Below are 20261 nucleotides of genomic sequence, written 5' to 3' on the forward strand. Positions count from 1 at the left end.
GTCTAGTGGCGAGCCGACGGCGCCTTCGCCGCCTGCGCCGTGGCCAGACGGTCCTTCACGGTGGAGGCGTACACGTCTTCGTAACGCTGCTCCCCGAGCCTCTGGAGCGCCACCATGATCTCGTCGGTGACCGACCGGAGAATGTAACGGTCGCTCTCCATGCCCTCGAAGCGGGAGAAATCGAGCGGCTCGCCGATCACGATGCCGACACGTCCGACGCGCGGAACGCGCTGGCCGATCGGCATGATCGCGCCGGTGTCGACCATCACCACGGGGATGACCGGCACGCGCGCCTCGAGCGCCATCCGGGCGATGCCCGTGCGGCCGCGGTACAGCGTCCCGTCGGGGCTGCGGGTGCCCTCCGGGTAGATCCCGAGGAGCTCGCCGCGGCCGAGGACACCGAGACCCGTGTTGAGCGAGGCCTCGGAGGCCTTGCCGCCCGACCGGTCGATGGGCAGCTGCCCGGTCGCCGTGAAGAAGAGCCGCGTCGCCCAGCCCTTGATGCCCTTGCCCGTGAAGTAATCGCTCTTGGCCAGGAACGCCATGCGGCGGTCGATCATCAGCGGCAGGAAGATCGAGTCCGAGAACGACAGGTGGTTGCTGGCGAGGATCGCCGCCCCCTCCCGCGGGACGTTGCGCCGGCCCACGATCCACGGGCGGAACACGGCCTTGATGACCGGTCCGATGACCACGTACTTCATGAGCCAGTAGAACATCGTCAGCGCTCCTTCCCGGCGAGGTCGGCGACCCCGATGAGACCGGCGTCGTTGCCCAATCGTGCGATCGTGAACTCCGCCACCGGACGTTCACCGTACCCCGGGAGCGACGTCTCGTAAGCCAGCTGAACGGGAACGAGGAGGTCGGCGCCGAGCTGGGCCACTCCCCCGCCGATGACGAAGAGCTCGGGGTCGAGCACCGCCTGGAACCCGCCACAGGCCTCGCCCAGGGCCGTCGCCACGCGGCGCAGGGCCTCGACCGCTCCGGGGTCGCCCGCCAACACGAGCCGTGAGACAGCGGGCCCGGGAATCGCGCCCTTCTGGTCCCGGACGGCGGCCAGGGCGGCGCCGATCCCCCCGCCGTCGGCGATGGCATTGGCCTCGCGCTGCAGGGCGCGCCCCGAGGCGTACTGCTCGAGGCATCCGTTCTGCCCGCACCCGCACGGCAGCCCCCCGCGGACGAATCGCATGTGACCGAGCTCCCCGCCGATGCCGTGGCCGCCGCGGAACAGTTCGCCGTTGGTCACGACGGCCCCGCCGACGCCGGTGCCCATGGTGAGCATCACCATGTCGCGTACGCCCCGGCCGGCACCGAAGCGGTACTCGCCCCACCCGGCCGCGTTCGCGTCGTTCTCGATCGTCACGGGTGCGTCGAGGCGATCCTCCAGACGCGCGCGCAGCGGTTCGTTGCGCCAATCGATATTCGGGGCGTAGATGACGGTGCTGCGGTCGGAGCTGATGAAGCCCGCGGCGGCGACGCCGATCGCGTGCACCTCGTGCGCGCGCCGCAGGTGGTCGGCCATGTCGACGACCGCGTCCACGAGGGCCGCCGGATCGATCGGGGTGTCGACCCTGAGCTTCTCGACGATCGAGCCGTCCTCTTCGACGACGCCGCCGGCGATCTTCGTGCCTCCGATGTCGATACCGACGTTGCGCACCGCGCTCCCCTCCGGCCCGCCCGTCGGCTCGGCCCGCAGCAGTCTAGTCATCCGTGCGAGGGCGCGCCGACTCCGACCGGGCCGAAGAATCCCCGACCGCGTACGACTAGACTCGATGGACCGATCGACCTTCTTTCCGGTACACAAAGGAGTTGCCGTGATCCAGTTCGACCTTCCTCCCGTCGTTCCCGCTGATCCGTCCGCGAACGTCTCGGACCTGCTCGCCGACCGGGTCGCGGCCACACCCGACCGCGCCCTCTTCGCCGTTCCCGACGGCGCAGGATGGCGCGACGTGTCCGCCCGCGACTTCGAGCAGCAGGTCATCGCGCTCGCGAAGGGTTTCATCGCCGCGGGCGTCCAGCCCGGCGAGAAGGTCGCGTTCATCGCGCGCACCACCTACGACTGGACGCTCGTGGACTTCGCGCTCTTCTACGCCGGCGCGGTCATGGTGCCGGTGTACGAGACCAGCTCCCCCTCGCAGATCTCGTGGATCCTGTCGGACTCGGGGGCGATCGCCGCGATCGTCGAGTCCGCCGACCACGCCCACCGCCTCGACGAGGTGCGCAGCGACCTCCCCCTCGTCCGCGAGGTGTGGGCGATGCACGCGGGCGATCTCGACACGCTCGTTGCGCGCGGCGCATCGATCGACGATGCCGAGGTGCAGCGGCGACGCTCGATCGCCAACAGCGGCGACATCGCCACCCTCATCTACACGTCGGGTTCGACCGGGCGCCCCAAGGGCTGTGTCCTCACGCACGGCAACTTCGTCGAGCTGGCACGCAACTCCGCCAAGGCGCTTCACGAGGTCGTTGAGACGCCGGGGGCGTCGACGCTGCTGTTCATCACGACCGCGCACGTGTTCGCCCGGTTCATCTCCCTGCTGAACGTGCACGCCGGCGTCAAGACCGGTCATCAGCCCGACACCAAGCAGCTGCTCCCGGCTCTCGGCACGTTCAAGCCCACGTTCCTCCTGGCCGTGCCGCGGGTGTTCGAGAAGGTGTACAACTCGGCCGAGCAGAAGGCCGAGGCGGGCGGCAAGGGCAAGATCTTCCGCGCCGCAGCGGCCACGGCCGTCGAGCACTCCGAGCGGGAGCAGCAGGGCAAGTCCATCCCGCTGCTGCTGAAGATCAAGTTCGCGCTGTTCGACCGACTCGTCTACTCCAAGCTCCGCGAGGCCATGGGCGGACGCGTCGTCTACGCCGTGTCGGGGTCTGCTCCCCTGGGGCCGCGCCTCGGGCACTTCTTCCGCAGCCTCGGCGTCGTCATCCTCGAGGGCTACGGGCTGACCGAGACGACCGCGCCCGCGACCGTGAACCTCGCGACGAAGTCGAAGATCGGCACCGTCGGCCCCGTGCTCCCGGGGGTGAGCGTTCGTCTGGCCGATGACGGCGAGATCCAGGTGCGCGGCATCAACGTCTTCGCCGAGTACTGGCGCAACCCCGAGGCCACCGCGGAGGCCTTCGACGGCGACTGGTTCAAGACGGGCGACATCGGTGCGTTCGACGCCGACGGATTCCTGTCGATCACGGGCCGCAAGAAGGAGATCATCGTCACCGCCGGCGGGAAGAACGTCGCCCCCGCCGCCCTGGAGGATCCGATCCGGGCCAACCCGATCGTCGGTCAGGTCGTCGTCGTCGGCGACCACAAGCCGTTCATCTCGGCGCTGGTCACTCTCGACCCCGAGATGCTGCCCACGTGGCTGTCCAACAACGGGCTGCCCGCCGACATGTCGCTCGAAGAGGCGGCGAAGAACGAGAAGGTCCGCGCCGAGGTGCAGGGCGCGATCGACCGGGCCAACACGCGCGTGTCGCGGGCCGAATCGATCCGCAAGTTCACGATCCTGCCGACCGAGTGGACCGAGGCGAGCGGTCACCTCACGCCCAAGATGAGCATCAAGCGCAACGTCATCGTCAGCGACTTCGCTGGTGACATCGAGGACATCTACGCGGTCCCCGTCAACACCACCAACGTCTCGCTCCCCTGAGCGAGCGTCATCCCCCGTGACGGCGACGGGGGGATGCCACGAGAACAGGCCGATCCGCGACGGATCGGCCTGTTCTGCTGTCAGCTCCTGCTGCCGGGGTCAGAACCAGTCGCTCTCGCGGATCTGGCGCATCGCCTCGCGGCGGGCCTCCGCGGGGAGGCGCGAGAGGTAGAGCTTCCCGTCGAGGTGGTCGGTCTCGTGCTGCAGCGCCTGGGCGAGCAGACCGTCCCCTTCGAGGACGACCTCGTTCCCGTCGAGGTCGGTGCCGATGACCTTCGCCCAGGGGTACCGCAACGCTTCGTGCCAAAGACCGGGGACGGAGAGGCATCCCTCCCCGACGAGTTCGGGCTCGCCCCGCGTCTCGACGAGCACGGGATTCAGGACGTAGCCGATGTCGCCGTCGATGTTGTAGCTGAAGGCGCGCAGCCCCACGCCGATCTGCGGCGCCGCGACCCCCGCACGCCCGGGGGGCTCCACGGTGTCGATGAGGTCGCGGACGAGGGCCCGGATGCCGTCGTCGACGATCTCGATCGGCGCGCTGGGCGCACGCAGAACGGGATCCCCGAAGAGGCGGATGGGACGGACGGTCATGCCGCCGCCACCGGGGTGCGCAGGCCCTCGACGACCGCCGCGGCGAGTTCGCGCGCCGCCTGCCGGGTGCCCGGCTGCAGGTCGCGGAACGTGATCGCGCTGCCGGACGCGACGTGGGCGTCGTACGGCATCCGGATCACGGCGCGGACGCGCGTGCGGAAGTGCGCCTCCAGCTCGCTCTCGCGGACGAGGGGCGCGCCCGGGCGGGCGTTGTTCAAGACGACGACGGCGTTGCGGACACGATCGGCGTAGCCGTTCGTCTCGAGCCACGTCAGCGTCTCGGACGCCAGTCTCGCCTCGTCGACGGACAGGCCCGCGACCACGACGAGGGAGTCGGCGAGTTCGAGCGTGGCCTCCATGACGGAGTGGACGATCCCCGTTCCCGTGTCGGTGAGGACGATCGAGTAGTAGTGCGCGGCGATGTCCGCCACGCGGCGGTAGTCCTCGTCGCTGAAGGCCTCCGAGACCTTCGGGTCGGAATCGGATGCCAGCACGTCGAGCCGCGTGGTGTCTCGGGCCACGATCGATGACACGTCGCCGTACCCCTCCACCTGGTCGTGCGCGCGTACGAGGTCACGAACGGTCCGACCGTTCGCACCCCCCACCCGGTCGGCGAGCGTGCCCCGGTCGGGGTTCGCGTCGACGGCGATGACCCGGTCGTCACGCGCGTCCGCGAGCGCCATGCCCAGCAGCGACGTGACCGTGGTCTTGCCGACGCCACCCTTGCGCGACAGCACCGGCACGAAGCGCGCCTCGCCCGAGAGGGGCGTGGCGATGCGCCGGTCCAGATCTTTGCGCGCCCGCGCACGGCGGCCGTCGCCGAGGTTGATGCGGTGTCGCGACACCGAGTAGACGAGCTGCTGCCACAGTCCCTCCGGCTCGGGGCGGGCGACCTGACGCGGATCGAGCAGACGATCGGCGGTGAGCAGATCAGGGCTCTCGCGGGTGTCGTCGATCTCGCCCAAGCGCTTGGACGTCAGGGCCACCTCACCCCCCGGGGTGCGGACGCGCTCGTTCGCGTGCATCCGCCCGGCACGTGCCGCCTCGTCCGCCTGGTGGATCTCGCGGCGCGTCAGGGGGATGGTGCCGATGGTGCCCGTGGCGGCTCGTTCGGCCCGCGTGCGCGGCACGGGTCCGGTTTCGGGCGCGGTCGTGGCATCCGGGACAGCGGGCGCCTCGGATGCCGCCGACACCTCCCGCGCGACGGGCGCCTCCTGCGCGGGTGTCGGAGCCCGTGCCGCGAGTGGCGTAGCGGGCGCCGCGACCGCGTCGGCGCTGTCACCGGCAGGAGCGTCGATCTCCCGCTCAGGTTCGGTCGGAACGACGTCCTCCGCCTCGTGGCCCGTGCCCTCCGACGGGAGGATCTCGTCCATCTGCTCGGCATCCGCGGCCGGCTCATGTCCGGAGACCTCGTCGATCGTGTCCTCGGCGTCCGTCGTCTCCTCCGAGGCGGCGGGCTGGGCTGCCTCCTCCGGGCGGGAAGCGTCGGCGTCGTCCGCGGGGACGTCGGTCGCGTCGGCATCCGCCGCAGGGGCTTCCGGGGCGGACTCGGCGTCCGCGAACGTCCCGGCCTCCGGCGGGGTCTCGTCCTCCTCCGGCGCGGGATCCGGATCGGTCTCGCCGCCGTCGCCGTCGTCGGGCACCGCGACGGCGGACTCCTCCGACCCGGTGACGGGGTCGCCGACGCTGTCGTCAGCCGCGTCATCGATGATCTCGCCATCGTCCGGAACGATCTCGGCGTCGTGGATCTCGGGTTCGCCGTCACCATCGAGAGTCTCGGGGTGCGGTTCGAGGATGATGTCGCCGGTCGGCAGCTCCTCGAGGCCGGGATCCGAGGCCGCCGCAGCGACCTCCGGGTCGGGCACGTGGGTGAGCAGCGGGGGCACGTCGGCATCGGGGAGGTGCACGATGCCCACGACCTCGAAAGCGCGGGATTCGGCGTCGATGACGGGCATCTCGTCTTCGACGACGTCGTCGTCCACCTCGTCGTCGTCGGTGGCGGGGAGGTCGACGCTGACCTGCGAGATGTGTCCGCCGAGGACGGTGATGCTGGCCGTGTCGAGCGTTCCGGTGTCGTCGAGGACGCCGTGTTCGGTGCCCTCATCGGGGGTCTCGTCGGTGCGGTCGGGGGTCACTGCAGTCTCCAAAAGGGAAAGGGGGCGCGAAGAGCGCCCCCTTTCAGGCTACTGCTCGGGACGGACGACGAGCAAAAGGTCGCCCGCCTCCACCTGCTGCGTGGCCGCGACGGCCAGCCTGTCGACGACACCGTTGACGGGACTCGTGATCGCGGCCTCCATCTTCATGGCCTCGATCGAGGCCACCGCCTGACCGGCCATGACACGATCGCCGACGCCCGCCTTCAGCGTCACCACTCCCGAGAAGGGTGCCGCGACCTGGCCGGGTTTCGACGTGTCGGCCTTCTCGGCCTGGCGCGCCTCGACGTCGATCGAGCGGTCCCGCACGAAGACGGGACGCAGCTGGCCGTTGAGCGTGGTCATGACGGTGCGCATGCCCTTGTCGTCGGCGTCGCCGATCGCCTCGAGCCCCACGAACAGCTGCACCCCCCGTTCGATCTCGACGGTGTGCTCTTCGCCGGCGCGCAGGCCGTACAGGTAGTCCGCGGTGTCGAGGACGCTCAGATCACCGAATGCCGCGCGCGTCTCGAGGAACGCACGGGTCGGCGCCGGGAACAGCAGGGCGTTCAATCGCGCGCGGCGCGTGGGAGAGTCGGCCGCCAAGGCGGCGGCATCGTCGTCGGTGAGGGGGGTGACCCCGCCCTTGATGTCGCGACCGGCGAGCACCTTGGAGCGGAACGGTTCGGGCCACCCGCCCGGGAGGTCGCCGAGCTCGCCCGCCATGAAGGAGATCACCGAGTCGGGCACGTCGTACTTGTCGGGATTGCGCTCGAAATCGTCGGGGTCGGCCTTGACCGCCGCGAGGTGCAGCGCGAGGTCGCCCACCACCTTGGAGGACGGCGTCACCTTCGGGACGCGACCGAGGATGCGGTCGGCCGCGGCATACATGTCCTCGATGAGCTCGAAGTCGTCGGCCAGGCCCAGCGCGATCGCCTGCTGTCGCAGGTTCGAGAGCTGTCCGCCGGGGATCTCGTGACGGTAGACGCGGCCGGTGGGACCGGGCAAGCCGGACTCGAACGGACGGTACAGGTGACGCACCGCCTCCCAGTAGGGCTCGAGATCCGAAACGGCTGCGAGGTCGATGCCGGTGTCGCGGTCGGTGTGGGCGAGCGCGGCGACGAGACCCGACAGCGACGGCTGGCTCGTCGTGCCCGACATGGGCGCGGCGGCCGCGTCCACGGCATCCGCACCCGCCGCCGAGGCGGCCAGCAGGGTCGCGAGCTGACCACCGGCGGTGTCGTGGGTGTGCACGTGGACGGGGACGTCGAACCGCTCACGCAGCGCCGTGACCAGACGCGTGGCCGCGGCCGGGCGGAGGAGCCCGGCCATGTCCTTCACGGCCAGCACGTGGGCTCCGGCCGCGACGATCTGCTCGGCGAGCCGGAGGTAGTAGTCGAGCGTGTAGAGATCCTCGCGCGGGTCGAGCAGGTCTCCGGTGTAGCAGACGGCGACCTCGGCGACGGCGGTCCCCGTCGCCAGGACGGCGTCGATCGCCGGGCGCATCTGCGAGACGTCGTTGAGCGCGTCGAAGATGCGGAAGATATCGATGCCGGATGCCGCGGCCTCGGCGACGAAGGCATCCGTCACCTCCGTCGGGTACGGGGTGTAGCCGACGGTGTTGCGCCCGCGCAGAAGCATCTGGATCGCGACGTTGGGAAGAGCCTGCCGGAGCGCGTCGAGACGTTCCCACGGGTCTTCGCCGAGGAAGCGCAATGCGACGTCGTACGTCGCACCGCCCCAGGCCTCCACGGACAGCAACTCCGGCGTCAGACGCGCGACGTACGGTGCGACACGCACGAGATCGCGCGTACGCACACGCGTGGCGAGCAGCGACTGGTGCGCGTCGCGGAAGGTCGTGTCGGTGACGGCGAGAGCGGTCTGCTCGCGCAGAGCACGCGCGAACCCCGCGGGGCCCAGCTCCTGCAGGCGCTGTCGGGAGCCCGAGGGGGCGGGCGCCGCCAGGTCGATGGCGGGGAGCTTGCTGGCCGGGTCGACCGTCAGGGGGTTCTCGCCGTGGGGGCGGTTGACGGTGGTGTCGACGAGCCACGACAGCACCTTCGTGCCGCGGTCCTTGGATTCGCGGCCGCGCAGGAGCTCGGGGCGCTCGTCGATGAACGAAGTGCTCAGGTTGCCCGCCACGAAGGCGGGATCGTCGAGCACCGCCTGGAGGAACGGGATGTTGGTGGACACGCCGCGGATGCGGAACTCCGCCAGCGCGCGCCGCGCGCGGGCGACCGCGGCACCGAAGTCCCGTCCGCGGCACGTGAGCTTGGACAGCATCGAGTCGAAGTGCGGGCTGATCTGGGAGCCGGCCGCGGTCGTGCCACCGTCGAGACGGACGCCGGCACCGCCGGGCGAGCGGTACGTGGTGATCTTGCCGGTGTCGGGACGGAATCCCTGTGTCGGATCCTCCGTGGTGATGCGGCATTGCAGGGCCGCACCCCGCAGACGGATCCGGTCCTGCGTGAGGCCGAGGTCGGCGAGGGTGCTGCCCGCCGCGATGCGCATCTGCGACTGCACGAGGTCGACGTCGGTGACCTCCTCGGTGACCGTGTGCTCGACCTGAATGCGCGGGTTCATCTCGATGAAGACGACCTCCCCCGCGCGCGGTCCCGCCGTCTCGAGCAGGAACTCCACCGTCCCGGCGTTCTGATACCCGATCGACCGGGCGAACGCGACGGCGTACCGGTGCAGGTCTTCCCGGACCGCGTCGTCGAGGTTGGGCGCGGGAGCGATCTCGATCACCTTCTGGTGACGGCGCTGCACCGAGCAGTCGCGCTCGAAGAGATGGACCGTCTCGCCCGTGGCATCCGCGAGGATCTGCACCTCGACGTGCCGCGGCCGCTGGACGGCCTGCTCGAGGAACATGCGCGGGTCGCCGAACGCGCTCTGCGCCTCGCGCATGGCCTCGGCCAGAGCTGGTGCCAGCTCGCCCAGCGACTCCACGCGCCGCATCCCACGGCCGCCGCCGCCGGCCACCGCCTTGGCGAACAGCGGGAAGCCGATCTCCTCGGCCTGCGCGACGAGAGCATCGACGTCGTCCGAGGCGGCGGTCGACCGCAGGACGGGGACCCCGGCGGCGATCGCGTGCTCCTTGGCGGTCACCTTGTTGCCCGCCATCGACAGCACCTCCGCCGGCGGGCCGATGAAGGTGATGCCATGCGCCGCGGCCTTCTCGGCGAGCTCGGGATTCTCGGACAGGAAGCCGTACCCCGGGTAGATGGCATCCGCCCCGCACTCGCGCGCGACGCGAATGATCTCGTCGACGTCGAGGTAGGCGCGCACGGGGTGGCCGCGCTCGCCGATCTGATACGCCTCGTCGGCCTTCAGACGGTGGAGAGACGCGCGGTCCTCGTAGGGGTAGACCGCGACAGTGCGGGCTCCCACTTCATAGGCGGCGCGGAACGCACGGATGGCGATTTCTCCGCGATTGGCGACCAGGATCTTCGAGAACATGCACACCTCACGTCAAGCTGGCGGAGCTGAATGTGCTCACAGCCTAGGGGAAGGTAACGTAGACGCTCGTGCACGTACTCTCCGTCAGCTCTTTGAAAGGCGGGGTCGGCAAGACGACCGTGACGCTCGGGCTGGCATCCGCCGCCTTCGCACGTGGCGTTCGCACTCTCGTCGTCGACCTCGACCCGCAGTCCGATGTGTCCACCGGCATGGACATCCAGGTCGCCGGCCGGCTGAACATCGCCGACGTCCTGGCCAATCCGAAAGAGAAGGTCGTCCGTCAGGCGATCACCTCCAGCGGCTGGGCCAAGGTGCACCCCGGCACGATCGACGTGCTCATCGGCAGCCCGTCGGCGATCAACTTCGACGGTCCGCACCCGAGCGTCCGCGACGTGTGGAAGCTCGAAGAGGCCCTCGCCACGATCGAGGCCGACTACGACCTCGTCCTGATCGACTGCGCCCCGTCGCTGAACGCGCTGACCCGCACCGCGTGGGCGGCGAGCGACCGCGTCATCGTCGTGACCGAGCCCGGATTGTTCTCCGTCGCCGCCGCCGACCGGGCGCTCCGCGCGATCGAGGAGATCCGTCGCGGTCTCTCCCCCCGTCTTCAGCCGCTGGGTGTCGTCGTGAACCGCGTCCGCCCGCAGTCCATCGAGCACCAGTTCCGCATCAAGGAACTGCGCGACATGTTCGGTCCGCTCGTGCTGAACCCCCAGCTCCCCGAGCGCACGTCGTTGCAGCAGGCCCAGGGCGCTGCGAAGCCGCTGCACGTCTGGCCCGGCGACTCCGCGCAGGAGCTGGCCGCCGATTTCGACGCGCTCCTCGACCGCATCGTGCGCACGGGCCGCATCCCCGTCGCGAGCGACGCCCCGCAGTCCTAGCCCTTCGCACGCGCACGCGCGCGAGTCGCCAACATTTGTCGCTTCGAGCGATGGCCAGGCGACAAATCCTGGCGACTCGCGCACCACGCGACGCGGCGCGGCGTGACGGGTCAGGCGGTGCGAGCGGCGCGACGCGCGGCGAGTTCGTCGACGGCCTCGGTCGCGGACTCGAAGTCGACGAGCGTGGACTCCACTTCGCGCAGAACCTTGCCGACGGCGATGCCGAAGACACCCTGACCGCGGCTCACGAGGTCGATGACCTCGTCGTTCGACGTGCACAGGTAGACCGAGGCTCCGTCGCTCATGAGCGTCGTGCCCGCGAGATCGCGGATGCCGGCGGCGCGAAGCTGATCGACCGCGGTGCGGATCTGCTGCAGCGAGATCCCGGTATCGAGCAGACGCTTGACGAGCTTCAGGACGAGGATGTCGCGGAATCCGTAGAGGCGCTGCGACCCCGATCCGCTCGCACCGCGCACGGTGGGGACGACGAGTTCGGTGCGGGCCCAGTAGTCGAGCTGGCGGTACGTGATGCCCGCGGCTCGGGCCGCGACGGCACCGCGATAACCGGTGTCGTCGTCCATCTCGGGCAGGCCGTCGGTGAAGAGGAGTTCGGTGGCGAACCGGGGTTCACCGAGTGCGTCGCCAGCGTTCATGCTCGCGTCCCTCCTCATCGGCTCGTTCCTCCCACGCTAGATCAGCGAGGGGCCCCCGGCAACGACATCCGGGCCGAGGGGGTCGGCGTGTCGCGATCAGGACAGCATCCGGTCGATGGCCTCGCGCACGAACAGCGTCCGGACCTCGTCAAGGCGCGCCGCGAGTTCGGGCGCGAGCTCGCTCGCCCGCGCGCGAGACGCGGCGTCCGGACGGCGCAGAAGCGCGGCCAGGGCCGATTCGACCAGGGATGCCTCGCGCTCGGCGCTCTGGCGCAACGACCTGACGTGGCGCGGCTCGATACCGTGCCGGTCGAGGGCCACGAGAGTGCGCAGCAGAGTCACCGTCTGCTCGGAGTACGTCTCGGCCCCGGCGATCACCCCGGTGCTGATCGCGTCATTGAGTAGCTGCGGCGCGGCTCCGGCCGCGGCGAGCAGCTCTTCGCGGCGGTAGCGGCGCGGTGCGCTGGTCATCGACGCGATGGCCGTCGGCGGGGCGGGGTTTCGTCCGGCATCGACGTCGGCGAGGTAATCGCGGATGACGGCGAGCGGGAGGTAGTGATCGCGCTGGAGCGTCAGGGCCAACCGCAGGCGTTCGAGGTCGGCGGGCGAGAACTTGCGATAGCCGGAGTCGGTGCGCGTGGGCGTCACGATCCCCTGCACCTCGAGGAAGCGCAACTTGCTGGACGACAGCGCGGGGAACTCCGGGGTGAGCCTGGCCAGCACCTGTCCGATGCTCAGCAACCCCGAGGCCGCTGGACGACCCCGGGCGGGGGCTGCCGCCATCAGCGCTCTGCCGACGGGAGATCGACCGGCGAGCCGAAGAAGTTGAGCCGGAACTTTCCGATGCGCACCTCGGCTCCGTTCACGAGCGCCGAACGATCGACACGCTCACCGTTGACGTAGCTGCCGTTCAGCGAGCGCTGGTCGACGATCTCGAAAGCGCTACCCGCACGCGTGATCTCCGCGTGACGACGCGAGACGGTGACGTCGTCGAAGAAGATGTCGGCCTCGGGGTGGCGCCCGACGGTCGTGACGTCGGTGTCGAGCAGGTACCGCGCCCCGGTGGTGGGACCGGAGCGGACGATGAGAAGGGCCGCACCGGAGGGCAGGGCGTCGATCGCCTCGAGCTCGGCCTCGGTGAGGTCGGCGCCGAAGGGGACGAAGGAGAGATCGGCATCGTGCCCGAACGTCTGAGTCGTGTCGTGCGAACGGTCGGACGCGGCGGCGTCCGCGGCGCGTCGAATGTCGTCGCGCTCGAATCTGCGGGTCTCGTCCACGGCTTCTCCTTCTTTTCCACCATAGCCGACCGACTCCGTTGCGGAGCGGTCGATCGACCCTCGCGAAGGTCATGGGATGTTCGTCTGTATCCGACGGCGACACGCACCGCCTTCGGGTGGCGGCGCATGTGACGGGGGGACACTCGAACCTATCCATCCGGGGTCCACCCTGTCGAGTCCGGGTCACCTGCCGTGTCATCCCGATCATCCGCTGTATTCCCGGCGGTGTCTCCGCCGCGGTCGATAGGGTCGATGGGGTGACCGTCTCCTCCGCGCCGCGTCGGCGCTTCCTCCCCACCGCCCTGGCCGCCGGCGCCCTCGCCCTCGCGGCTCTTCTCGTCTCCGCCGGCCCCGCGTCGGCCCATGACGAGCTGGTGTCGTCGGACCCGTCCACCGACGCGGTGCTCGACGCCCTGCCCCCTCAGATCACCCTGACGTACAGCGCGGATGTCCTGGATGCCGAGGGCGCCACGGTCGTCGAGGTGACCGACGCCGCCGGAACGTCTCTGACCGACGGCACGCCCGTCGTCGAGGGCACCACGGTGACCCAGGCGCTGGCGGGCACGGCATCCGGCACCGTCACGGTGGCGTGGCGCGTGGTCTCCAGCGACGGTCACCCCATCGATGGCACGTTCTCGTTCACCGTGCCGGCCGCACCGGCCCCCACCCCCACGGCGAGCCCGAGCCCGACGGCGACCCCCTCGACGGCCCCGTCGGCGGAGCCCACCGTCACGGTCACCGCCACACCGGCCCCGACCGAGAACACGTCGGATGCCTCTCCCCTGCCCTGGATCCTGCTCGCCGTCGCGTTGCTTCTGGTCGTCGGTGCTCTCGCCTGGCTCGTCGTCGCGCGCGGCCGTAACGGCTCCCCCGGAAGCGGTTCCTCGGGTACCGCCGGACGATAGGCTTTCTCCATGCCTCATTACGATCTGGTCATTCTTGGTGCGGGTCCCGGCGGGTACGTCGCGGCCGTGCGCGGCGCGCAGCTGGGGCTGTCGGTCGCGATCGTCGAAGAGAAGTATTGGGGTGGGGTGTGCTTGAACGTGGGCTGCATCCCCTCCAAGGCGCTGCTGCGTAACGCCGACCTCGCGCACACCTTCCACGCCAAGGCCGACCTGTTCGGTATCTCCGGGGATGTGCACTTCGACTTCGGCAAGGCGTTCGACCGGTCCCGTTCGGTCGCGGCCGGTCACGTCAAGGGCATCCACTACCTGATGAAGAAGAACAAGGTCACCGAGTACGAAGGCCGTGGTCACTTCACCGACGACCACTCCCTGACCGTGACCAAGACCGACGGGTCGACCGAGCAGGTCACCTTCGACAACGTCATCATCGCCACCGGCTCCACCGTGCGGTTGCTGCCCGGGGTCGAGCTGTCCGAGAACGTCGTCACCTACGAAGAGCAGATCCTCACCCGCGAGCTGCCCGAATCCATCGTCATCGTCGGCGCCGGCGCGATCGGGATGGAGTTCGCGTACGTGATGACCAACTACGGCGTGAAGGTCACCATCATCGAGTTCCTCGACCGGGCCCTGCCCAACGAAGACGCCGAGGTCTCCAAGGAGATCCAGAAGCAGTACAAGAGCTACGGCGTGGACATCCTCACCTCCACCAAGGTCGACACGATCACCGACCACGGCGACAAGGTCACCGTCGCCTACACCGCCAAAGACGGCTCGAACGGCTCGATCGACGCCGACCGGGTGCTGATGTCGATCGGGTTCGCGCCCAAGGTCGACGGGTTCGGCCTGGAGAACACCGGCGTGAAGCTCACCGAGCGCGGCGCGATCGACATCGATGACCACATGCGCACCAACGTCCCCCACATCTACGCCATCGGCGACGTCACCGCGAAACTCCAGCTCGCGCACGTCGCCGAAGCCCAGGGCGTCGTGGCGGCCGAGACCATCGGGAATGCCGAGACCCAGACGCTCGGCGATTACCGCAACATGCCCCGCGCTACCTTCTGCAACCCCCAGGTCGCCTCCTTCGGCCTCACCGAGCAGCAGGCCCGCGACGCCGGCCACGACATCAAGGTCGCCAAGTTCCCCTTCTCCGCCAACGGCAAAGCCAACGGCCTGGGCGAGCCCGTCGGCTTCGTCAAGCTCGTCGCCGACGCCGAAACCCTCGAACTCATCGGCGGACACCTCATCGGCCCCGACGTCTCCGAACTCCTCCCCGAACTCACCCTCGCCCAGAAATGGGACCTCACCGCTCTCGAGGCGGCGCGGAACGTGCACACGCACCCGACGCTTTCCGAGGGCCTTCAGGAGGCCTTCCACGGTCTCGTCGGTCACATGATCAACCTCTGAGCCCACCCGGCTGCACGAACAGACGGCCCCCGTCCGCTCTCCGGAGCGGGACGGGGGCCGTCTGCTGTCTGGTGTCCTCGGCGTCAGTGGCCGAGCGCGCGGGCCAGCTTGGACCCGGATGCCGCCGGACGACCGCCCGCGGCGAACACCGCGGCGTCGACCGCGGCGAACAGTGCCGCCCGTCCGGCCTCATCCGCGGGGCCGGCGGGGCCGAGCTCGACCTCCCACTCGCGCCACTCGGACTCCACGCCGCGGCGCTCGTCGCGCGCGCGAACACGGTCGTCGACGAACTCGGCGACCACGCCCCCGTCGGCGTCCTGCAGAGCGTAGGCGGTGCGCTGATTGCGCACGCGCGCGAGCGGCAGGAACGGTGCGCGCGCCCAGGCGGCCACGGCATCCTGGATCACTTCCGGCATCACGGGGTCGGCATCCGGATCGCTGATGTCTCCGAGGGGCCAGTGCGTCTCGGAACGGCCCCCCGCCGCGGGAGCCTTGACGTGCCAGCCCTGGTCGGGGCCGCCCAGTCGGCGGCGCACCGCGACACCGTTGCGCGCCAGGTCGGCGTCAGCGGTGTCGAGATACCGCGCATCGAGATCGCGCGGCTCAGGGGCGCCGACGCGCGCGACGCCGGGAAGACGCGACCAGTCGGGAAGAGGGGTGTCGGTGTCGACGTCGTACTTGGACTCGACCTCGACCGACGACGACCCCGGGGAGGGAGCGCTCAATCGTCGCGCTCGTTCGCTTCGCGATTGATCTCCTCGGTCTCCTCGAAGTAGGTGAAGACCGCCTGCGTGGGACCGTCGGCGTCGCCGGTGTTCTCGAGTCCGCCGTCGCGACGGTAGACGAGCTGCCCCTCGCTGTAGGGCATGATCAGCGTGTCGTCCGACTCGTTCTCGAGCGGGATCACCTGCCCGTCGAGCGGGCCTCCGGTCAGTCGTGCAATAGCCATGGCCCCAGCGTAGACCGGGCCCCGGGAGCGGACCCGTGCCTTGACACCCCTGACCTAGACTCGCTCGGGTGACGAGCGCGGACCTCCCCGGTGACAGGCCCTTCGTTCTTCTCGCGACCCGTGCGCAGGACGGACCCGCGGACGAGGAGTACGCGCTGTTCCTGCGCTTCACCGGCCTGCCGCCCGAGCGTCTCCGGCGTGTCCGCCTCGAACGCGAACCGATGCCCGAGATCGACCTCGACGAGGTGTCCGGCATCCTGGTGGGCGGGAGCCCCTTCAACGCCTCGGATCCGTCGGAGAGGAAGTCCGCCGTCCAGCGACGGGTCGAGGCGGAGATGGCCGCACTCGTAGACGAGGTCGTCGCGCGAGACGCTCCCTTCCTCGGCGCCTGCTACGGCGTCGGGACCCTCGGCACCCACCTGCGCGCGCCCATCGACGGCACGTTCGCCGAGCCGATCAGCGTGGTGGACGTCACCCTCTCCGCCGCCGGCCGCGCCGACCCGCTCCTGCGGGGCATGCCCGACACCTTCGCCGCGTTCGTGGGACACAAGGAGGCGATCTCCTCCCTGCCCGGGACCGCGACGCTGCTCGCCTCTTCCTCGACCTGCCCCGTGCAGATGTTCCGCGTGGGCGAGAACGTGTACGCCACGCAGTTCCACCCCGAGCTCGATCTCGATGGCATCATCACGCGCATCCACGCGTACGCGTCGTTCGGCTATTTCGCCGCGGACGAGCTCGACCTCACCCTCGCCGCCGTACGGCGCGCGCCCGTCACGGCGACCGGTGGCATCCTGCGCGCATTCGCCGAACGCTACGCCCGCTGAATCGGGGTGCGCCGAACCACCGGCACCGAGGCCGTGATCGCGGGTCGCACCCGCCGCAGCTGGGGCTCGAGGCCGAGGTCGACGAGTACGATGCGACCGGCCAGCTCAGGGCCGTGACCGCGCAGCAGACCCGCCTTCACGGCGCCGAACGTCACGGTGATCGTGGCGGGGAGCACCGCGGCATCCGCCTCTCCGGTGTCGGGATGCAGGCCGCTCGGGACGTCCACGGCGATGACGCGGGTACGCCCGTCGTCGGCCGCGGGACGCAGCACCTCGACGACAGCGCGAGCCGTACCGCGCAACCGCGGGTCGGCGGACGCCCCGATTCCGAGGATGCCGTCGACGACCAGGGTGTGATCGGAGTCGGCGGCGCACACGTTGGAGGCATCACGGATCCGAGCGCCCGCGGCGACGGCCGCGTCGAGCGCCTCTCGATGCACGCGGTCACGGGTGAGGACGATGTCCACGCGCGTCGCCCGTCGGACGAACTCGGCCGCGGCGAACAGCGCGTCACCGCCGTTGTCGCCCGAACCGGCGAGCACCAGGACCGGGCCCGGCGTCTGAGCGAGCTCCTCCTCGACAACGTCCGCCAGGGCCCGCGCGGCCTCGCGCATGAGCGGGCGTCCCTCCGCGATGAGCGGCGCCTCAGCCGCCCGGATCGCGTCGGCGGTGTACGCGACGGTTCCCTGGGTCATGGAGCCACCCTAGACGCGCCCTCCCGGCGTCCGCTGCCTGGGGTACGCTACGCGGTCTTCGCGGCGTCCTTGGCCGACGTCGTCTCGCGCTCGCGTGCCTCCGCCTCGCGCGCGGCGTTCAGTTCGCCCACGGCCGCCTGCACTCCCCGTTCGGCGCGCTGCACGCGGAACTGCACGAGAGTCTCAGCGCCGTACTTGGTCCGCACGCGGTCCTCGTCCTCCTCGTGTCCCACCGTGATGTAGGCGCCGGCGATGAGGATCACCTGGCTGGAGAGGTTCAGCCAGAGGAGCAGAGCAATGAGGGCGGCGAACGTCGCCAGGAGAGGATTGCTGCTCGCTCCCCCGACGAACAGTCCCGAGAGCTGCTGGAGGGCGACGAGCCCGATGCCGCCGAGGAGCGCTCCCCGCAGGAGTGTGCCGCGCCGCACGCGTAGTCCCGACAGGAGCGCGAACGCCGCGGCGATCGCCGCGGTATCGAGCGCGAGCACGACGAGCGTCGAGACCAACCACGTCAGGGCGCCGGTGACCCACGAATCCGCCGAGATACCGAGCAGGTCGCGGACCACGGTCAGTCCTGCCGTCGCCAGGAACGTGACGCCCGCGGCGGCCGCGAGAGCGACGCCGATGCCGACCGCGACCAGAAGGTTGCGCAGGAGCACCCACACGATGAACGTGTCCTCGGTGGTGATGTCGGCGATCTGGCGCAGCGCCGAGCGCAGAGATCCGATCGCCCCGATGGCCGCGCCGACGAGGCCGATGGAGCCGAGGACGCCCGCGACCGTGAAGCCGGTCGGCGCCTGGATCGCGGTGACGTCGATGAGCCCGTCCGGCCCGACGAGTCCGGGCACGACGCTGTCGACCGCGCGCACCAGAGCCGCGAGGCCGTCGGGGTTCCCCGACAACCACAGCGCCGCGAACGAGAATCCGATGAGCACGCCGGCGAAGACGCTGAACAGTGTGCGATAGGTCACGCTGTCGGCGAGCATGGGTCCGCGTCGGCCGGAGTAGACGAGGTATGCGCGCACAAGACGTCGGCGCAGCGCCCACGCGGTGACGCGACGGATCAAGTCAGCCATTCCCCCAGGCTAGGCGGGCTCCGCCGATTCACCGCGGAGGCTTGACCGGCGGCAGCGCGTCACCACATCACGCCCAGCAGCGCCCACCACGTGCCCATCAGAAGGGGTGGACCGAGTGCGATCGGGATGCCTCGCGCTCCCGCGAGCACCGTGCCCACGGCCGCGGTGCCGCCGCAGATCACTCCGGCACCGAGGCCCGTCACCACGGCATCCCACCCGAACCAGCCCAGGTGCGCTCCCGCGAGAGCGGCGAGTGTCACGTCTCCCCCGCCGATGTCGGACGGTCGTGCCCGATGGAGGGCGAGGAGGACGACGAACGCGAAGGCCGCCGCTGCCCACACCCCCGTCAGTCGCTCGGGCACCGCGCCGGTGAGCGCAGCGGATGTCAGCAGCGCGAGGGCGCACGCGAGCCCGGGGAGGACGAGGATGTGCGGCAGCCTGTGGTGGCGGAGGTCGAAGACGGCGAGGACGAGTGAGAGCGCCCCGAAGACGACCAGGGCGACGCCGAGCATCGCGCTACGCGTCGATGACCGACAGGTGGACCCGCACGATCCCGTCCGGCGGAATCCCCTCGCGATCGCGCACCGCGCGCTTGAGTGGCAGAACGTACCTGCCGTCGGACTGGGGGAACACGGACGTCCGCCATGTCGACGTCCCGATCGTGGCCTCGACGCGCACGCCGCCGAAGCCCCGACGGTACGTCTGGGTCTCGCTCACGGCCTCGCTGAGCTCGAGAGGCAGCGCGACGAAGTACCACGCGCTGTCGAGCCGGGCCTCCCAGCGGAAGACCTCTCCCTCGAACTCCACGATCACGACGTCTCCTTCCGACGCCGTCACCCTACCGGCGCGGGGGCGGCGGATCCGCTCTCGCTTCCCCGGGGAGGAGCCGTCGAGACCACAACGACCACTTTCCGGACGTTGACCTCTCCCTGTGCGAGGATCGGCGGAATGGATGCCGTCCCCGCGCTCACCGAGGTCCCCTCTCCGCAGTTCGTCATCGTGGGCGACAACGTCCGCCTCGCCACCTACTCCTGGGGCGATCCGGATGCCGCGACCGTGCTCTGCGTCCACGGATTCGGTTCGAGCACGCGCGACAACTGGGTGAACACGGGGTGGGTGCGTGATCTGCTGCGCGCGGGTTTCCGCGTGCTGGCGGTCGACCAGCGTGGTCACGGTCTGAGCGACAAGCCGCACGAGGCGGACGCGTACCGCATGAGCGCGCTGGTCTCCGACCTGGTCGCGGTGCTCGACACCTACCTCGTCGACCAGGTGCGCTACCTCGGGTACTCCCTCGGCGGAAGGGTCGGCTGGCAGCTCGCGGTGGACGCCCCCGAGCACGTGGAACGCGCGGTGCTGGGCGGCATCCCCGATGGCCGACCGCTCGCGCGACTCCGGGTCGATCAGGCGCGCGCGTTCCTGGATCGCGGCGAACCCGTCCGGGATGCCACCACTCAGCGGTACGTGTCGCTGGCCGAACGCGTGCCCGGCAACGACCTGCGCGCGCTCGTCGCGATCGCCGAGGGGATGCGCCTGGGCGAGACGGATCCCGATCCCGCGGCGCCTCCGATGCAGCCCGTCCTCATCGCGACGGGCACGGAGGACCCCATCTACGACCAGTCCGCGCATCTGGCGAGCCTGCTGCCGCGCGGCGAGTTCGTCGACATCCCCGGGCGGCACCACGTCAACGCCCCCGGCGCGCGCACCTTCCGCGAGGCGGGGATCGCGTTCCTCTCCCGCACCCTCTGACTCACCGGCGACCCGCGCGGGTGCCGCG

At 70.3% G+C, this 20261-nt stretch carries 20 protein-coding genes; 6 read left to right on the top strand and 14 right to left on the bottom strand.

The features are described from left to right. Positions 1-2: 2 nt before the first annotated feature. Both MHY30_RS05765 and MHY30_RS05770 read right to left on the bottom strand, forming a co-directional pair. Positions 3-716 (bottom strand): 1-acyl-sn-glycerol-3-phosphate acyltransferase, encoded by a 714-nt coding sequence (locus MHY30_RS05765; protein WP_239275925.1) that lies wholly within the window; start codon positions 714-716, stop codon positions 3-5. Between the two features lie 2 nt (positions 717-718). Continuing rightward, entirely contained in the window at positions 719-1654 is a 936-nt protein-coding gene (locus tag MHY30_RS05770) for an ROK family glucokinase (RefSeq protein ID WP_239275996.1), read from the bottom strand. A gap of 157 nt (positions 1655-1811) precedes the next feature. On the opposite strand from MHY30_RS05770, the gene MHY30_RS05775 reads away from it, so the two are divergent. Next, complete coding sequence (locus MHY30_RS05775; protein ID WP_239275926.1) at positions 1812-3638, top strand: long-chain fatty acid--CoA ligase; 1827 nt, start codon at positions 1812-1814, stop codon at positions 3636-3638. A gap of 99 nt (positions 3639-3737) precedes the next feature. Here MHY30_RS05775 and MHY30_RS05780 read toward each other — a convergent pair whose 3' ends face one another. Genes MHY30_RS05780 through MHY30_RS05790 form a run of 3 tightly spaced genes read right to left on the bottom strand, consistent with a single transcriptional unit; the run spans position 3738 to position 9820 of the window. Then, entirely contained in the window at positions 3738-4229 is a 492-nt protein-coding gene (locus MHY30_RS05780; RefSeq protein ID WP_239275927.1) for a peptide deformylase, read from the bottom strand. Continuing rightward, positions 4226-6364 (bottom strand): MinD/ParA family protein, encoded by a 2139-nt coding sequence (locus MHY30_RS05785; protein WP_239275928.1) that lies wholly within the window; start codon positions 6362-6364, stop codon positions 4226-4228. The genes MHY30_RS05780 and MHY30_RS05785 overlap by 4 nt, the downstream gene beginning before the upstream one ends. 48 nt (positions 6365-6412) lie before the next feature. After that, entirely contained in the window at positions 6413-9820 is a 3408-nt protein-coding gene (locus tag MHY30_RS05790; protein ID WP_239275929.1) for a pyruvate carboxylase, read from the bottom strand. A 68-nt stretch (positions 9821-9888) separates the two neighbouring features. On the opposite strand from MHY30_RS05790, the gene MHY30_RS05795 reads away from it, so the two are divergent. Beyond that, positions 9889-10701, top strand: coding sequence for a ParA family protein (locus MHY30_RS05795; protein ID WP_239275930.1), 813 nt, complete (start codon positions 9889-9891; stop codon positions 10699-10701). 110 nt (positions 10702-10811) lie between these two features. Here MHY30_RS05795 and MHY30_RS05800 read toward each other — a convergent pair whose 3' ends face one another. From MHY30_RS05800 to MHY30_RS05810, 3 genes are all read right to left on the bottom strand, one after another. Beyond that, positions 10812-11354 (bottom strand): MerR family transcriptional regulator, encoded by a 543-nt coding sequence (locus MHY30_RS05800; protein WP_076490726.1) that lies wholly within the window; start codon positions 11352-11354, stop codon positions 10812-10814. A 96-nt stretch (positions 11355-11450) separates the two neighbouring features. Next, a complete protein-coding gene (locus tag MHY30_RS05805; protein WP_239275931.1) occupies positions 11451-12137 on the bottom strand; it encodes a MerR family transcriptional regulator in 687 nt (228 codons plus the stop codon). Continuing rightward, the gene (locus MHY30_RS05810) at positions 12137-12631 is read right to left on the bottom strand and encodes an FHA domain-containing protein (protein WP_239275932.1); all 495 of its coding nucleotides are present in this window, start codon (positions 12629-12631) and stop codon (positions 12137-12139) included. The genes MHY30_RS05805 and MHY30_RS05810 overlap by 1 nt, the downstream gene beginning before the upstream one ends. 257 nt (positions 12632-12888) lie before the next feature. Between MHY30_RS05810 and MHY30_RS05815 the strand changes: the two genes are divergently transcribed. Then, entirely contained in the window at positions 12889-13536 is a 648-nt protein-coding gene (locus MHY30_RS05815; protein WP_239275933.1) for a copper resistance CopC family protein, read from the top strand. Positions 13537-13545: 9 nt separating this feature from the next. Next, entirely contained in the window at positions 13546-14943 is a 1398-nt protein-coding gene (gene lpdA, locus MHY30_RS05820) for a dihydrolipoyl dehydrogenase (RefSeq protein WP_239275934.1), read from the top strand. Between the two features lie 83 nt (positions 14944-15026). Here lpdA and MHY30_RS05825 read toward each other — a convergent pair whose 3' ends face one another. Then, on the bottom strand, positions 15027-15668 hold the full coding sequence (locus MHY30_RS05825) for a CYTH domain-containing protein (RefSeq protein WP_239275935.1): 642 nt from the start codon (positions 15666-15668) through the stop codon (positions 15027-15029). Next, positions 15665-15892: a response regulator gene (locus MHY30_RS05830; protein ID WP_239275936.1), complete on the bottom strand. Its 228-nt coding sequence runs from the start codon at positions 15890-15892 to the stop codon at positions 15665-15667. The genes MHY30_RS05825 and MHY30_RS05830 overlap by 4 nt, the downstream gene beginning before the upstream one ends. Positions 15893-15960: 68 nt before the next feature. Here MHY30_RS05830 and MHY30_RS05835 point away from each other — a divergent pair, with 68 nt between their 5' ends. Further along, positions 15961-16716, top strand: coding sequence for a glutamine amidotransferase (locus MHY30_RS05835; protein WP_239275937.1), 756 nt, complete (start codon positions 15961-15963; stop codon positions 16714-16716). On the opposite strand, the gene MHY30_RS05840 is transcribed toward MHY30_RS05835, so the two are convergent. From MHY30_RS05840 to MHY30_RS05855, 4 genes are read right to left on the bottom strand one after another with little or no spacing between them, the layout of a single operon-like run. Continuing rightward, positions 16704-17411: an NAD(P)H-hydrate epimerase gene (locus MHY30_RS05840; RefSeq protein WP_239275938.1), complete on the bottom strand. Its 708-nt coding sequence runs from the start codon at positions 17409-17411 to the stop codon at positions 16704-16706. The two genes, MHY30_RS05835 and MHY30_RS05840, sit on opposite strands and share 13 nt — an antisense overlap. Before the next feature lie 47 nt (positions 17412-17458). Then, a complete protein-coding gene (locus MHY30_RS05845; protein ID WP_239275939.1) occupies positions 17459-18487 on the bottom strand; it encodes a YihY/virulence factor BrkB family protein in 1029 nt (342 codons plus the stop codon). A 59-nt stretch (positions 18488-18546) separates the two neighbouring features. Further along, complete coding sequence (locus tag MHY30_RS05850; protein WP_239275940.1) at positions 18547-18999, bottom strand: prepilin peptidase; 453 nt, start codon at positions 18997-18999, stop codon at positions 18547-18549. A 4-nt stretch (positions 19000-19003) separates the two neighbouring features. After that, complete coding sequence (locus MHY30_RS05855; protein WP_239275941.1) at positions 19004-19300, bottom strand: DUF1905 domain-containing protein; 297 nt, start codon at positions 19298-19300, stop codon at positions 19004-19006. Between the two features lie 135 nt (positions 19301-19435). On the opposite strand from MHY30_RS05855, the gene MHY30_RS05860 reads away from it, so the two are divergent. Then, complete coding sequence (locus MHY30_RS05860; protein ID WP_239275942.1) at positions 19436-20233, top strand: alpha/beta fold hydrolase; 798 nt, start codon at positions 19436-19438, stop codon at positions 20231-20233. Positions 20234-20261: the final 28 nt, after the last annotated feature.

Origin of the sequence: Microbacterium sp. ACRRU (genome assembly GCF_022346945.1) — a bacterium.
Taxonomy (GTDB): domain Bacteria; phylum Actinomycetota; class Actinomycetes; order Actinomycetales; family Microbacteriaceae; genus Microbacterium; species Microbacterium mcarthurae.

Excerpts from the sequence above, each read along its gene's own strand:
- MHY30_RS05765 (WP_239275925.1), bottom strand. The coding sequence starts at position 716 with ATGTTCTACTGGCTCATGAAGTACGTGGTCATCGGACCGGTCATCAAG.
- MHY30_RS05780 (WP_239275927.1), bottom strand. The coding sequence starts at position 4,229 with ATGACCGTCCGTCCCATCCGCCTCTTCGGGGATCCCGTTCTGCGTGCG.
- MHY30_RS05790 (WP_239275929.1), bottom strand. The coding sequence starts at position 9,820 with ATGTTCTCGAAGATCCTGGTCGCCAATCGCGGAGAAATCGCCATCCGT.
- MHY30_RS05800 (WP_076490726.1), bottom strand. The coding sequence starts at position 11,354 with ATGAACGCTGGCGACGCACTCGGTGAACCCCGGTTCGCCACCGAACTC.
- MHY30_RS05805 (WP_239275931.1), bottom strand. The coding sequence starts at position 12,137 with ATGGCGGCAGCCCCCGCCCGGGGTCGTCCAGCGGCCTCGGGGTTGCTG.
- lpdA (WP_239275934.1), top strand. The coding sequence starts at position 13,546 with ATGCCTCATTACGATCTGGTCATTCTTGGTGCGGGTCCCGGCGGGTAC.
- MHY30_RS05830 (WP_239275936.1), bottom strand. The coding sequence starts at position 15,892 with ATGGCTATTGCACGACTGACCGGAGGCCCGCTCGACGGGCAGGTGATC.
- MHY30_RS05840 (WP_239275938.1), bottom strand. The coding sequence starts at position 17,411 with ATGACCCAGGGAACCGTCGCGTACACCGCCGACGCGATCCGGGCGGCT.
- MHY30_RS05845 (WP_239275939.1), bottom strand. The coding sequence starts at position 18,487 with ATGGCTGACTTGATCCGTCGCGTCACCGCGTGGGCGCTGCGCCGACGT.
- MHY30_RS05850 (WP_239275940.1), bottom strand. The coding sequence starts at position 18,999 with ATGCTCGGCGTCGCCCTGGTCGTCTTCGGGGCGCTCTCACTCGTCCTC.
- MHY30_RS05860 (WP_239275942.1), top strand. The coding sequence starts at position 19,436 with ATGGATGCCGTCCCCGCGCTCACCGAGGTCCCCTCTCCGCAGTTCGTC.